Below are 13,678 nucleotides of genomic sequence, written 5' to 3'. Positions count from 1 at the left end.
TATCGCATATTCTGTTCATTTGACGTTGCAGTAATTTACATACGGCAGATGCTTTTTGCAAATCAGTCGTGCGGACAGGAATCCGTATTTCATTGCGACCCATCCGGCGTGAGAGCCACATCGGAATCCGGGATCTGAAATAAGGCGTTTGCCCTTTCATCATCATGTACGGCATTTTATGGTACCCCTGCAAACCCGCGATTGTGACCCATTTGTGCCCCAAATGTGCCCCCAATCGCCTGCCGGACGGGATGGAAAATGCGCTTTGAACTCAAGAGTTTGAGGTGGACAAAAAAAATGGCAGTCCTGTAAGGATTCGAACCTCAACAAAGTGAACCAGAATCACTTGTGCTACCGTTACACCACAGGACTGCATCTTGGTATGTGCTTCTTAATATAGCCGCAGTTTTCGATAAAGCAAGCTGAAAATTGAAAAAAAAACGCTTTTCACGCAGAGAAATCTCCCAAGTCACTCTCACACTCCCCGCTATCGTCGGCGGAAATCGCTGTCCGGCTCCGCCCACTTCTCTCACAATATTTTGTTCCGCCACTTGACAAAACAGCGATTCGATGTCATAATATATACGTATAAACAGACAGGGAACAAAATGACCCAGAAAGAGATTGCAAAACAGCTGAACATCTCGCAGGCCACCGTTTCGATGGCGCTGAAAGGTTCGGAGCGGATTTCCCCTGCCGTGCGCGAGGCGGTGCAGAAGCTGGCATCGGATGCCGGGTACCGCCCCAATCCGGCCGGGCAGATGCTCCGGCTGGGGCGGAGCAACGTGATCGGCGCGGTGTTTCCGTCGCTGACCAACAGCTACTACGCCGAACTCTTTCAGGAGCTCCAGCGCGGCCTGGAACCCCACGGCTATCTGCTCTATTTCATTCCGGCCGAGACCCATCCGGAGGCGGTAGCCGCCGCCTCTTCGCTCCAGAGCATGCGGGTGGCGGGAGTTGTCTCACTCGGCATGTTCGCAGAACAGCTCCTGCCGCTGCGCGACGATGGAATCGCCCTCGTCTTTTACGGCGGGGAACAGCAGATCAGCGAACAGATCAGCCAGGTTCTTCCCGACCGGTTCGGTGCCGGGCGGGACATTACCGATTTTCTCATCCGCCGTGGTCGGAAACATATCGCCTTTCTCGGCGCGCAGGGCGACGGAGAACAGCGGTATCGCGGCTATTGCGCGGCCCTCGCCGCCGCCGGTATGGAAGCACGGCCGATGCCGGTTCCTCCCGCCTGCGACCTTCTTACCGCCGGCTACGAGGGCATGCGGCAGCTGTTGCTCCGGTACCCCGACACCGACGGGGTTTTCGCCCACAATGACGATATGGCCATCGGCGCTCTGCGGGCGGCGGCGGAAGCCGGAATCCGGGTGCCGGAATCGCTCTCCCTCGCCGGATTCGACAACATCACCGCCGGCCGCTACACCTCCCCTGCCCTCACGTCGGTCGAACAGCCGCGCAGCGAAATCGCCCGGCTGCTGGTCGAGGAACTCTGCGCCGTGCTCAGCGATTTTCACCACGCCCGTTTCGTTTCCGTGCCCTGCAGCTTGAAAATCCGGGAGTCGGCATAATTTTTCAAAAATGTTTATACGAATGATCAAAGTCACTATTTGAGGAAAAGACCTATGGAAATCCATCCAGTTTACCAATGGCGGAAGATCACGCCGGAAGACGGCATCTATCTCTTCGGCTACTACGACCGCAATCCGTGGAACGAGGACCAGACCCTGCATCTGGCCATGCGCATTCCGCAGGAAACCCGGCTGCCTCAGCCCGGAGAGACCGCGGAAATCGGCGTGATCGGCAAGGAGGGATACCGCCCGCTGGTCACCACCCGGGCCTGGTGTCATCAGCAGGGGTGCATGGAGCTCTTCCTGCCCCGTCGTCCCGGCTGTTTCGTCTACAATGACTTCGATCTGCAGGAGAGGAAACCGGTCGCCCGGATCTATCAGCTCGGCAAGGGGGTGGTGGATCGCTTCGAGTATCCGATTTACGCAATCTCTCCGGACGGCCGCTGGGGGGTGTCACTGAACTTCGGCCGGATTCCGCGCCGCGGTTACAGCTATGCGGACACTCCGGTTCCCACAGACCAGTGGCATCCGGCCGATCTTGACGGAGAAGGCCTGCGCCTCATCGATCTCGACACCGGGAGTTCGAAACTGATCGTCAGCTACCGGACCATGCTCGAGCGGCATCCTTACGGTTACGGCATGGAGGAGTTCTACATCTGGCTCAACCACGCGATCTTCAACTGCGATTCGACCCGGCTGCTGTGGCTCTTCCGCCAGTGGACCGACCCGATCGGACAATCCTGCATGTGGCACACCTTCATGTACACCTGCTCGCTGACCGGCGAAGACGCCGAATGCATCCTGCCGGAAGTCTATTGGAAGAACGCCATCTCCCACCAGATCTGGGGGCGGACGCCCCGGGAGATCCTGGTCGACGCCAACTGGCGCGGAACCGGCCACGAAGCGGTGGTCTTCGATGAGAGCCGCCGCCCCTTCCTCGCCCGGCGGATTTCGAAGGGGCACGGCGCGATGTCGCACATGGTCTTCTCACCCGACGGGAAATGGCTGCTTTCGGACAGCTACCCCGACGAAAACCGGCGCCAGAAGCTCATTCTCATCGAAACCGCCACCGGAAATATGGAGACGCTGGGCACCTTCCGCCACGAAACCGCCCCGGGGAGCAGCGGCGACGTGCGCTGCGATCTGCATCCGCGCTGGAGTCCGGATGGGAAGATCGTCACCGTGGACTCCATTCACGACGGCAGACGGGCCATCTATCAGCTCGATCTTTCGCCGATCATCAAGTAACGGTTTGATTTGATTTGAATAGAATAGAAAGGATTCAAACCATGGAATCGCTGTTTCCGCAATTTCCGCTTCGCCGGATCCACCAGCTCGACGGGATCTGGGAGTTCTGTTTTTCCGCCGCATGCACCGACCCGGAAAATCCCGACTGGAATGCGCTCGCCTTCGACGATCGGATGGCGGTGCCGGGGGTCTTCGACACGCTTCCGCCGGACGCGGGGCGGCGCGGCACCGGATTCTACCGGACAAAAGTTGTCACTTCGTCCGACCGGTTGCGTTTGAAACTGAACGGCCTCGGACTCTGGGCCGCCGTCTTTCTGGACCGCAAACTCATCGGCGTTGACGATCTGCCCTACACCGGTGTATCCTTTGACTTCACTTCCGCCGCGGGCGAGCATGAACTGGTGATCGCGGTGGACAACCGGCTCGACTTCCAACGCACTCCGCTCTTCTCGCAGTGGTACGACTACTACGGCCACGGCGGCATCTACCGTTCGGTGGAACTGCACGAACTTGCCGCCTGCTCCTTTGACCGGATGGAGGTGCGGACTCTTTCGCTCGACGGCCGCGTCGGCGTGAAACTCTTCCTCTCCGGCACCGTGCCAGAAACGCTGGAGTTCACCTGCACCTTCGACAACGAAGCTCCGCGCGCCATAACCGCCGCCGTCACCGAGGGTGCGCTGGAGTTCGAAGCCCGCCTCGCCAATCCCGCCCTGTGGTCGCCGGAATCGCCGCAGCTGCACACCGTCCGGCTGGAAGCGGGCAACGAAGCGATCGTCGAACGGTTCGGCTTGCGCACCATCCGGGCAGAAAAAGGGCGATTGCTGCTCAACGACGCCCCGCTGAAGCTGCTGGGGGTGTGCCGTCACGAAACCCATCCGCAGTTCGGACCGGCCCTGCCGCTGCAGCTGCTCCGCGAAGATGTGGCGTTCCTGCGCGAACTCCACTGCAACTTCGTCCGCGGCAGCCACTACCAGCAGGACCCGCGCTTTCTCGACCTCTGTGACCGCTTCGGCATCCTGGTCTGGGAGGAGGGAATCGGCTGGGGAGACACGGAAGCGCACCTGACCGATCCCGGATTCCAGTCCGGCCAGCTCCGCCAGCAGAAGTGGATCGTGTCGAACAGCTTCAACCACCCGTCGGTCATTCTGCGCGGCTTCCTCAACGAAGGGGATTCCGAAAGCGTTCCCGGCCGGGCCCTCTACGAAACCCTCGCCGCGGAACTGCGGCGGCTCGACCCGACCCGCCCGATCACCTACGCCTCCAACCACGCGGAGCGGGACATCAATTTCGACCTCGTCGACGTCATCAGTCTCAATATTTACCCCGGTTGGTATACGAATCATCGTGAGGTGACCCGTCCCCTGGGAGAAATCGTTCCATCATTCGATCATCTCATCGCCTGGATGGAGCAGAATGGATTCAGCGACAAACCGTTTATCGTAAGCGAAATCGGCGCCGGCGGCATCTACGGCTGGCGCGACCGCTTCCGCGCCCACTGGAGCGAGGAGTATCAGGCGGACTATCTGGATGAGGTGTGCCGGTATGTTCTGTCACACGACCGAATCACCGGCGTGGCCCTCTGGCAGTACTGCGACGGCCGGACCTATTCGAGCGCCTACGCGCTGGGACGGCCCCGCGCCTTCAACAACAAAGGGCTGGTCGATGAATACCGCCGGCCGAAACTCGCATTCGAGACGGTCCGGCGGCATTTCAGCGGAGAAATTGCTCAGGGCAGATAGACCTCAAGTTCACTGCGCAGCCAGTCGCGCAGCCGGGCAATATCCACATCGCGCACGTTGGAGCCGCTGCACATCGCGGCGGCGGCTCCGGCCGCCTGCCCGGTGATGAAGCAGCCCGGGACCACCCGGATGGAGGACTGAATCTCGCGGTCGCAACTGACGCACCGGCCGGCGACGAGCAGGTTCTCCACCCCCTGCGGCAAAAGGGTCCGGTAGGGGATGCCGTAACTCTCGCCCTGCTTGTAGCGCATCGCCCGGATCACCTCTTCGACCCTCTTCTGCGCCTCCGGGTCGATGGTGGAGGAGTGGATATCCACCGGGTAGCTGAAGCGGCCGATCTCGTCGGCGAAGCTCGCCCGGTTGCGGTAATCGGTGCCGTTGAGCTGGTAGTCGCCCCGGATGCGGCGGCTCTCGCGCACGCCGAGCAGCGGAGCGGTCTGCGTGAGGTCGGAATCCTCGAAGCCGGGCACATGTTTCCGATAGAATTCATGGTAGATTTTAGCGGTCTTCCGCCCTTCGATATAGGCATTGGTCAGCTCTTTTTCATCGAGCGTATTCGCCCCGTAGATATGGCCGAGATTGCCGCTCACGGTGCCGTTGCCGTAGGAGCAGACCCCGACAAAATGATATTCCGGCAGCGGAGCTTTGCCTCGCTCCAGCAGTTCGTGCCAGAAAAACCGGTCACCATGGCCGGCGGCGCGGCTCGTCCGGTACGCCTTGATGTCGACGTTGGAGAACTGCGGGCAGAGAGTCGGACTCATCGTTTTGCCTTCCGCATCGCCGCAGTCGAACGGCACGCCGGCGAAAGCGGCGATGGCGGCGTCGCCGGTGGCGTCGATATAGACGTCGCCGCAGACTTTGCGCAATCCATGCTGCGTCGCGACCAGCAGTGACTCAATCCGGCCGTTCTTCAGAACAACGTCGGCGGCACGCATCATGTAATAGAGCTTCACTCCGGCCTCCACCAGCCGCCGGTCGTAGAGCCGCCGGAGGATCTCCGCATCGACCTCCTGCCAGCCCGGATTGCTTTTGGGCAGCCCCATCTCCCGCGTGCACTCATCGACGATGGAGTCGCAGAGGTTTCCGCAGAGTGTGCGCACACCATCCCCGCGGCAGATGATGGCGGGAACCAGCGCGTTGGTGCTCATGCCGCCGGCACTGCCGGTCTGTTCGAGCAAAATCACCGATTTCCCCAGCCGGGTGGCGGCGAGGCTGGCGGCAATTCCGGCCGGACCGCCGCCGGCGACCACAATGTCCGCACGATCAAAGACAGGAACATCAAGCGAATCAAACATAATCGAACCTCCTGGTTGATGTTGCAGATAATATATCCGGCAGAAGTTTGATTTTCTTGGCATTATCTGCTATATTTCTACGTTTTTATGCTGAATACCCAAAAGAAACAGAAGAAAAAAGCAAAATAACAATGCCGGACTCCTTTGAAGAACTTTCCGCCCGTCTGGAAGCAGTCTCCACGCTGACCGGAAACTGCTGCATCTGGAAGGTGACGGAAAACTGCCTCACGGACCTCCGTCTGCACCTCTCCCACGCCCGCCACGTCTGCCCGTTCTGCGATGCGGTCAAAACCGTCGCGCTGGAGCGCTGCGTTCAGCACGACACCGGGTGCATCGCCCGGGAGCTGCGGGTGCGGCCGGAACCGTTTCTGCTGCGCTGTCATGCGGGCGCGGCGGAACTTCTGGTGCCGGTCCGCGAAGACGGGCGGGTCATCGGCGTGGTGATGTACGGCCCGTTCCGCCCGGAGGAGTCGGCGGCGGGAAACTACGAGTGCGCCGAAGAGGCGTTCCGGAAACTGCCGGTCTGGCAACCGGAATTCCGGAATGCGCTCGCGACGCTGGTCCGGGTTGCACTTCACGAGCTGATCGATCTGCTCTATCTGCGCAGTCCGGAGATTCTGCCCTGCCGCATCCGGGATCCCCGGATTGTCGAAGCGCTGGAATATCTGCGGGGCCACTATATGGAACCGGTCCGGCTCCGCAACGTGGCGAAAAAAGTTTCGTTGAGCGAATCGCGTTTTTCCCACCTGTTCCGGCTGGAGTGCGGTCTGGATTTCTCCAGCTGCCTGCTGGAACTGCGGATTCGCGCCGCCCGGCAGCTGCTCGCGGGCACCGATCTCGCGGTCGGTGAAATCGCCGCCCGCTGCGGCTTCTCCAATCAGAATCGCTTTGCCACCATCTTCCGCCGCCGGACCGGAGTGACGGCTACGGAGTTCCGCCGCAATCGTCCGCCGCTCTCGGTGTAAAAATTCTTCCGGAATCCGGTTCCGGCGGTTGCATTCCGGCCGGAAGTGGCTATATTGACCTCAAAACCACGATGCAGAGGAGTGAGCCATGCAGATTGTTGCCGACGATAAGATTCCGTTTCTCAAGGGGGTGTTCGAACCATACACCGAGGTGCGCTATCTCCCCGGCGGCGCAATCCGGCAGGAGGATCTCCGCAATGCCGACGCGCTCATCACCCGCACCCGCACCCGTTGCAATCGCGAACTGCTCGCCGGCACCCCGGTCCGTTTCATCGCCACCGCCACCATCGGCTTCGACCATATCGACGCGGCCGCGATGAAAGAGCTGGAGATCGACTGGACCAACGCCCCCGGCTGCAATGCGCGGAGCGTCGCCGGCTACCTCGCCGCCGCCCTCACCGGCTTCCAGCGCCCGCTCCGGGGGCTCACGCTGGGAGTCGTCGGCGTCGGCAACGTCGGCCGGCGGATCGTCGAGACCGGCGAAGCGCTCGGCATGCGGGTGCTGCGCAACGACCCGCCGCGGGCGGAACGGGAGGGGAGCGCCGGATTCAGCGAACTCGCACAGCTGCTGGAGGAATCGGACTTCATCACGCTCCACGTTCCTCTTGAACGCGGCGGCGCACACCCGACCTTTCACCTTGCGGACGAAGTGTTTCTGAACGCGATGAAACCGGGGGCAGTCCTCCTCAACACCTCCCGGGGCGAAGTGGCGGACAATCCCGCCCTCAAACGCGCATTGCTCGCCGGCACGCTCCGCGCCGCCGTGCTGGATGTATGGGAAAACGAGCCGGAGATCGACCGGGAACTGCTCGCTCAGGTGTTCCGCGGCACCCCGCATATCGCCGGCTACTCCGCCGACGGCAAGGCGAACGGTACCGCGATGGCGGTTCAGGCGGTCGCCCGGAAGTTCGGCATCGAGCCGCTCTATGAGTGGCGCCCCTCCGCACTGCCCGCACCGGAACCGGCGACGATCGACCTTGCCGCAACGGCTTCGCCGGAAGAACAGCTTGCTCTCGCCTGCAACACCGCCTGTGACCTTCTCCGGGACGACGCCGATCTGCGGCGCGATCCCGGCCGCTTCGAACAGCTCCGCGGCAACTACCGGATTCGCCGGGAAGCGCCCGCCTACACCATCCGGGGCGGCTCCGGCGAAGTGCGCGACACGTTGAAGCGCCTCGGCTTCCGGCTCGGCTGAATCAGGACATCGGCACTGCCGGCGGCGTCAGGGGAGAATCGCGCCGTGTTCGAGCAGCAGCTGCCGGATGCGCGCAAACTCCACTTCACGCGGGTCTTTACCGGAAGCGGCGGCCAGAGCCGCAATCGCCCCCGCCGCCTGCCCGGTCGCCATGCAGGTCGCCTGAATCCGCAACGCCGAATTGGCGAGCCGGTCGCTGGAGATGATCCGCCCGGCCGCGAGAAAACGGTGGGAGTTGCGCGGAATGAGCGCGCCCCGCGGCACGGTCGGCACCACGCCGCCGGTGAGATTCCGCTTGTCCAGCCCGACCTCGGCGTCGTGCAGGTCGATCGGGTAGAAGCTGTAACAGACCGCTTCCGGGAAAATCCGCCCGGAGGTGTAGTCATCGACCGTCACCGTCTCGTCGCCGACGATGAGCCGGGTCTCGCGCACGCCGCACTCTCCCCCCTTCGGAATGAACTCCAGATTTTCCAGCCCCTTCTGACGGCGGAGGAACCGGTAGATTCGCAACATTGCGGCGCGGCCGGCGATTTCCACCCGAGTGCGCCCCGCACTGTCGCATGCGTTGATGCCGCAGACATGGTTGCAGTTGCCGCCTTTTCCGTACAGGAAGTTGCCGATGAACCCCTCGCCCCAGCCGACATCCTCCGATTTTACTTCGCCGCGCGCGACCGCCTGTTCAAACGCCGCGCGGATCGCCTTCACGTCGAGCTTCTCGAAATCGTATCCGACGGCGTAGACGCTGTAGGTGGCCGGCTGGCATGGATTGGACTGCCGGTATTCGTACCCGGCCATATGGACCGCGTTGGCGTCACCGGTGCAATCGACGATCTCCCGGGCACGCACCTCGTACAACCCGTCCTTGCCGCAGAGCGTCACCCGCCAGTCGTCGTCCTCTTCCTTGAGTGCGGCGAGCATGGTGTGAAACCGGACATCGACTCCCGCCTCAGCAAGCATGCGGTCGGCGAGCGCGGCAAAAAGGACCGCGTCAATCCGGATCTGGTTGCGCCAGTGGTGCTCGGCGTCGAATTCCCGGAAGTCGGGCAACGGCCAACCGGCCTCTTCCAGCGTCTTTTGCACCAGTTCCCAGCCGATTCCGCCGATCACCTGACGCCCCCAGGCCTGAAAGATGCCGGGATAATTCACTCCGGACATGGTGATGGTGCCGCCGCAGATTCCGTTTTTCTCCACCAGAACCGTCTTCGCACCGGCGCGGCCGGCCTGAACCGCCGCACAGAGACCGGCAGCCCCGGCCCCGATGACCATCACATCAAAGGTTTCCATGCTCATATTCCACCCCCGCAAGTTGAGTATCTCTTGCGGATTAATATAGTACGGGGGAGGTGTGGAAACAAGCCGGCTCCGCCGGGTTTCCCCGTTTTTTCCACGGGGAATGCCTCCTGTTTCAATCCAGTTTGACGGTGCCGCGGCGGCCGTAACGGTGGCACTCCTCCAGATAGCCCACCGCATCTTCCGCGGAATCGGTGATGTGAAAGAGCCCGAGATCGGCTTCGGCGATGGTCCCCTCCGCCACCAGGGTGTTCTTGAACCAGTGCAGCAGGCCGCTCCAGAAGGATTTGCCGACCAGAATCACCGGAATCGGATTGATCTTCCGCGTCTGGATCATCGTCAGGACTTCGGAAAGTTCATCGAGCGTGCCGAATCCGCCGGGGAAGACGATGATCGCCGTCGAATATTTGAGAAAACACACCTTGCGGATGAAAAAGTAGCGGAACGAAAGCGACGTGTTCTGATAGGGATTCGGGTGCTGCTCCATCGGCAGTTCGATGTTCAGGCCGATCGACTTGCCGCCCGCTTCGAACGCCCCCCGGGAGGCCGCCCCCATGATGCCGGGTCCTCCCCCGGTGATGACGCCGTAGCCGGCCTCCACCAGCCGCCGGCCGACCTCCATCGCCTCCTTGAAAAGCGGGGAGTCCTCCGGAGTGCGCGCCGAACCGAACACCGCCACCAGCTGGTCCGGCATCCGGCTCATCGTTTCAAACGATTCGACAAACTCCGACATGATCCGCATGACCCGCCAGGAGTCCATCGGGATGAAATCATGGTTGCAGAAAAAACGTCCTTCCAGCGCCGTTTCAAAACGATCGTCCATCATCTGGTCTCTCCTCTCTTGATTTTTTCAGACAACAGTGTATAATAATTCAGGATTTCCGAATTTTCAAATGCAGGAGAACGCAACATGCGTATTTTTTATGCCATCGCCCTGTTCGCCGCCCTCGGAGTAAACGCGGTCGATCCGAATCCGGCCCCCCCGCGGCGCCGCCGGGAACCCGGCTGATCCTCGCGCCGGCCGATACCACGCCGCGCATTCTGTCGGAGGTGACGGTCGAACCAACGTCTTCCCCCAAAACCACCATCGCGGACCCGCAACTGCGGCGGCGTCAGCCCTCCCCCCGCTCCGCGGCCGGCTCCCGGGTCGGAGCGGTCACCATCGGCGACCTCACCCTGGTCCGGGGAGCGGACGGGCGCACCACCACCCTGACGCAGAGCGGCAATCTGCTGATCCGGCAGGACGCGAAGGGGACCTCGTTCACCCGGGTCGAAGATGCGCGCCGGTCGCCGGTCTTTCTGCGGGATTCCGACGGGAGGGTGACCGGGCCGATGTCCGCCGCCCCCGGCAGTGAGAGTCCGAAGTCGACGATGCCGTCGCGACCGGCGGTTCTGCCGACGCCGCGCCGGGACGCCCCGTCCCGGGTTGCTCCGCGGCCGGCTCGCAACAGCTTCAGTTCGATGCCTTCGCGGCCGGGGACGTTGCCGCCGCCGGGGCGGACGAGATAGTGCCGCTGCCGTTTTCCTCCCCCTCCGGCTGCCGCAGCACCCCTTTCCAGATGCAGATGCGGTGTCCGCGGTAGCGGAAATCCGGCGGCAGAAGGTTGCGCCAGCTCCGCTCGGGATACTGCGGAAACTCGGTGTCAACCAGATAGACGACCCGGTCGTTGAGCGGAAGTTCATCCAGCTCCTGAATCTTCACCACCGGCAGACCGACATAGCAGAGTTCGCCGTAGAGGTCGAGGATGTTCCCCTTGTACAGCTTCGTCGCCGGTTCGCCGCGGAGCGCCTTGCGGAAAACCGCCCCGAATTCCCGTTTGTCATCCGCCTGCGCCCGGTAGGGGGTCAGCACGGCGCCGCAGAAGATCCCCGCCGCGGCGGAGGTGGCCAGCAGCATGAGCCAGACCGGCTTGACCTGTCGCCCGCGATGAAGGCTCCAGGCGATGCCGAACAACAGCAGCGCCGCCACTGCCGCCATCAGCCGGTACCCGTTGGAACCGGCGAAATCCAGCGATTTCGAAACGCTCAGAAACGGCGTCACCCACTCCTGCGGCACAAAGCAGACCAGCACGATCGACAACGCCGCAATCACCGTAAAGTATCCGCACAGCACCAGCGCCTTGCGAATTTTGAACCCATAGCGGCGCATGCCGAGTTCATAGTTGATGCCGACCAGAATCGACAACGGTCCGAGCAGATAGAGCAGCTCCGTGGGGTTGCCGTCCGGCAACAGCCAGAGCAGAGCGAGCGAAGCGAAGACCAGCGTGCGCAGATACCGGCTCAGGATCGGCGTCGAATCGAGTGCCTGAAGCGCCACGCAGAAGGGAATCCACGCAATCAGCGACCACGGCAAGAGCCGCAGAGGCAGCATCAGCGGGAAGAGCGCGACCTCCTTCAGCCAGCTGTAGAAACTGAAATCCTCAAACCGGATGTGAAACAGCGGAATGCGGTGCATCATCCCCAGATAGGGAATGCACCAGGCCAGAATGCAGATCGCCACCAGAGCCACGCCGACCGCGAAGCCGGGCTTGCGGAATTTCGACTTCACCGAAAGCGGCCGGCGGAAGAAAAACATCGGGAAGATGAAGTAGAGCAGCACCCGGAATCCGCCGGAAAAAAATCCGAACCCAAGCAGTGCGAGACTGCTGATCCAAGCGGCGTTCCAGTTGGTTCTCCGGATTCCGTATTGAAAGAAGAGCAGCTGGGCGGCCAGCAGGAAGAAGGCGTTGCAGGTGGCCGGAGTGCCGTCCCCCGCCTTCTCCAGCACGAGAAAGGTGCTGATGTACATCCCGGCGGCCACCAGCCCCGCCCGGCAGGAGCGTTCGCTCGCCGCAGCGAAGTAGGTGAGGACGGCCCCGGCCGCCAGCATCAGCAGGGAAACCGCGCGGAGGGCGATTTCGACCGGAATGCCACATCCGCGCATCAACAGCCCGGACAACGCCGGATAGAGCGGGAAAGCGTCCTGCACCGCCACGCCGTGTGCAGTCACCAGCGTGCTGGACGGCTGGAACTCGGCGGCCTGAACCGCATAGAATCCCTCCTGCCGGAAAAGTTCGCGCATGCCGAGCAGCCACGGTTCGTGGACCGCCAGAAACACGACGAGCAGGATCAGCACTCCCCACCAGCGTGAAATCGGTTTTTCTGTATAAATACCCATGACCGGATAATATAGACCGGCGGGGGGAAAGTTGCAAATGCAACAGCCCCGCCGGGACGCTTTTCACGCCAGATATTTTTCGCGCAGGTAGGAGAGGAAACAGGCGGAATCCACCTCCGGCGAACCGGTGATCCGCCGCAGAAGTTCCGCCGGCTCATACTTCGCGCCGTGCCGATGGACCGTTTCCCGCAAAAAATCGAGCAGCGGTCGGAAGTTTCCGCGCCGGATTTCCTCCGGCAGGTCCGGCAGGCGGCGGCGGGCGATGCTCCAGAGCTGTGCGGCGATAAGATTGCCGAGCGCGTAGGTCGGGAAGTAGCCGAAGCTGCCGCCGGCCCAGTGGATGTCCTGAAGGACGCCGACGGTGTCGTTCCGGGGGGAGACGCCGAGAGATTCGCGCATCTTCGCGTTCCAGATCTCCGGCAGGTCGCGGAGGTTCACAGTGCCGGCGAGCATCTCCTTCTCCAGATCATACCGCAGCAGGATGTGCAGATTGTAGGTCACCTCATCCGCCTCGGTGCGGATTTCAGAGGGGGTCACCCGCAGGATCGACCGGTAGAAGGGCTCGAACTCCATGTGCGAAGCGGCGGCGGCGAAGCGTTTGCGGAACTTCGGCCAGAGATATTCCCAGAACTCCCGCGAGCGCCCGACCTGATTCTCCCAGAAACGCGACTGCGACTCGTGGAAGCCGAGCGAAGCGCCGTCGGCGAGCGGCGTCCGGTCGAATGCGGGGTCGATCCCCTGCTCGTAGAGGGCGTGGCCGCACTCGTGGACCGCGCTCAAGAGACAGGAGACCGGCGAATCGGCGCGGACGGCGGTGGTAATCCGCACATCGGCCAGCTCGAAACTGGTGGTGAACGGGTGGATGGTTAGATCGAGCCGGCCGCGCCGGAAATCGTATCCGAGCCGGCGGACCGTCTCACGGGCGAAGGCGACCTGCCCGGCGGCGTTGAATTTTCCGCCCTCCGGGAGGAGCCATGACGCGGTGCGCTCCGCCGCTTCGCGGGCGATTCCAGAGAGTTCGCGACGGAGCGGAGCAAAGACGCGGTCCAGCGCGGCGGAACTCATCCCCGGTTCGTAGAGATCGAGCAGAGGGTCGTAGAGCGATTCCCCGGGAGCGGCGAAGAGCGCGGCATATTCGCGGGCGAGATCGAGAAGTTCGGCCAGGTGCGGCGCGAAGATGCGGTAGTCGGCCTTTTCGCGGGCGGTCACCCA

General features: G+C 62.4%; 12 protein-coding genes and 1 tRNA gene. 6 read left to right on the top strand and 7 right to left on the bottom strand.

The features are described 5' to 3' along the window. Positions 1–160 (bottom strand): DUF6538 domain-containing protein (locus ACMLHG_RS06405; RefSeq protein ID WP_417169951.1); only part of this gene is annotated, 160 nt, incomplete at its 3' end. A gap of 138 nt (positions 161–298) precedes the next feature. After that, a tRNA-Gln gene (locus tag ACMLHG_RS06400) sits at positions 299–372 on the bottom strand. A 167-nt stretch (positions 373–539) separates the two neighbouring features. Between ACMLHG_RS06400 and ACMLHG_RS06395 the strand changes: the two genes are divergently transcribed. From ACMLHG_RS06395 to ACMLHG_RS06385, 3 genes are read left to right on the top strand one after another with little or no spacing between them, the layout of a single operon-like run. Then, positions 540–1,577, top strand: coding sequence for a LacI family DNA-binding transcriptional regulator (locus tag ACMLHG_RS06395; RefSeq protein ID WP_417169950.1), 1,038 nt, complete (start codon positions 540–542; stop codon positions 1,575–1,577). Positions 1,578–1,631: 54 nt separating this feature from the next. After that, positions 1,632–2,825 (top strand): TolB family protein, encoded by a 1,194-nt coding sequence (locus ACMLHG_RS06390; protein WP_295811882.1) that lies wholly within the window; start codon positions 1,632–1,634, stop codon positions 2,823–2,825. A gap of 41 nt (positions 2,826–2,866) precedes the next feature. Beyond that, on the top strand, positions 2,867–4,564 hold the full coding sequence (locus ACMLHG_RS06385; RefSeq protein WP_417169949.1) for a glycoside hydrolase family 2 protein: 1,698 nt from the start codon (positions 2,867–2,869) through the stop codon (positions 4,562–4,564). On the opposite strand, the gene ACMLHG_RS06380 is transcribed toward ACMLHG_RS06385, so the two are convergent. Further along, positions 4,552–5,859 (bottom strand): FAD-dependent oxidoreductase, encoded by a 1,308-nt coding sequence (locus tag ACMLHG_RS06380; RefSeq protein ID WP_295811886.1) that lies wholly within the window; start codon positions 5,857–5,859, stop codon positions 4,552–4,554. The two genes, ACMLHG_RS06385 and ACMLHG_RS06380, sit on opposite strands and share 13 nt — an antisense overlap. Positions 5,860–5,990: 131 nt before the next feature. Here ACMLHG_RS06380 and ACMLHG_RS06375 point away from each other — a divergent pair, with 131 nt between their 5' ends. Continuing rightward, on the top strand, positions 5,991–6,824 hold the full coding sequence (locus ACMLHG_RS06375; protein WP_417169948.1) for a helix-turn-helix domain-containing protein: 834 nt from the start codon (positions 5,991–5,993) through the stop codon (positions 6,822–6,824). Positions 6,825–6,912: 88 nt separating this feature from the next. Then, a complete protein-coding gene (locus ACMLHG_RS06370) occupies positions 6,913–8,019 on the top strand; it encodes a 4-phosphoerythronate dehydrogenase (RefSeq protein WP_417169947.1) in 1,107 nt (368 codons plus the stop codon). A 27-nt stretch (positions 8,020–8,046) separates the two neighbouring features. On the opposite strand, the gene ACMLHG_RS06365 is transcribed toward ACMLHG_RS06370, so the two are convergent. Further along, positions 8,047–9,309, bottom strand: a complete 1,263-nt coding sequence (locus ACMLHG_RS06365) for an FAD-dependent oxidoreductase (protein WP_295811894.1) — start codon at positions 9,307–9,309, stop codon at positions 8,047–8,049. A 115-nt stretch (positions 9,310–9,424) separates the two neighbouring features. After that, positions 9,425–10,135, bottom strand: a complete 711-nt coding sequence (locus tag ACMLHG_RS06360; protein WP_294434485.1) for a TIGR00730 family Rossman fold protein — start codon at positions 10,133–10,135, stop codon at positions 9,425–9,427. Positions 10,136–10,359: 224 nt separating this feature from the next. On the opposite strand from ACMLHG_RS06360, the gene ACMLHG_RS06355 reads away from it, so the two are divergent. Beyond that, positions 10,360–10,818, top strand: a complete 459-nt coding sequence (locus ACMLHG_RS06355; protein WP_417169946.1) for a hypothetical protein — start codon at positions 10,360–10,362, stop codon at positions 10,816–10,818. Here the strand turns inward: ACMLHG_RS06355 and ACMLHG_RS06350 are convergent. Beyond that, positions 10,763–12,466 (bottom strand): ArnT family glycosyltransferase, encoded by a 1,704-nt coding sequence (locus ACMLHG_RS06350; protein WP_417169945.1) that lies wholly within the window; start codon positions 12,464–12,466, stop codon positions 10,763–10,765. The two genes, ACMLHG_RS06355 and ACMLHG_RS06350, sit on opposite strands and share 56 nt — an antisense overlap. 63 nt (positions 12,467–12,529) lie before the next feature. After that, the coding region (locus tag ACMLHG_RS06345; protein ID WP_417169944.1) for a carboxypeptidase M32 at positions 12,530–13,678 on the bottom strand (1,149 nt) is incomplete at its 5' end.

The sequence above is a fragment of the Victivallis sp. genome (genome assembly GCF_048170485.1).
In the GTDB taxonomy this organism is placed as follows: domain Bacteria; phylum Verrucomicrobiota; class Lentisphaeria; order Victivallales; family Victivallaceae; genus Victivallis.
Note: the sequence above shows the minus strand (reverse complement) of the source record. Positions and strands in the feature narration are given on the sequence as shown.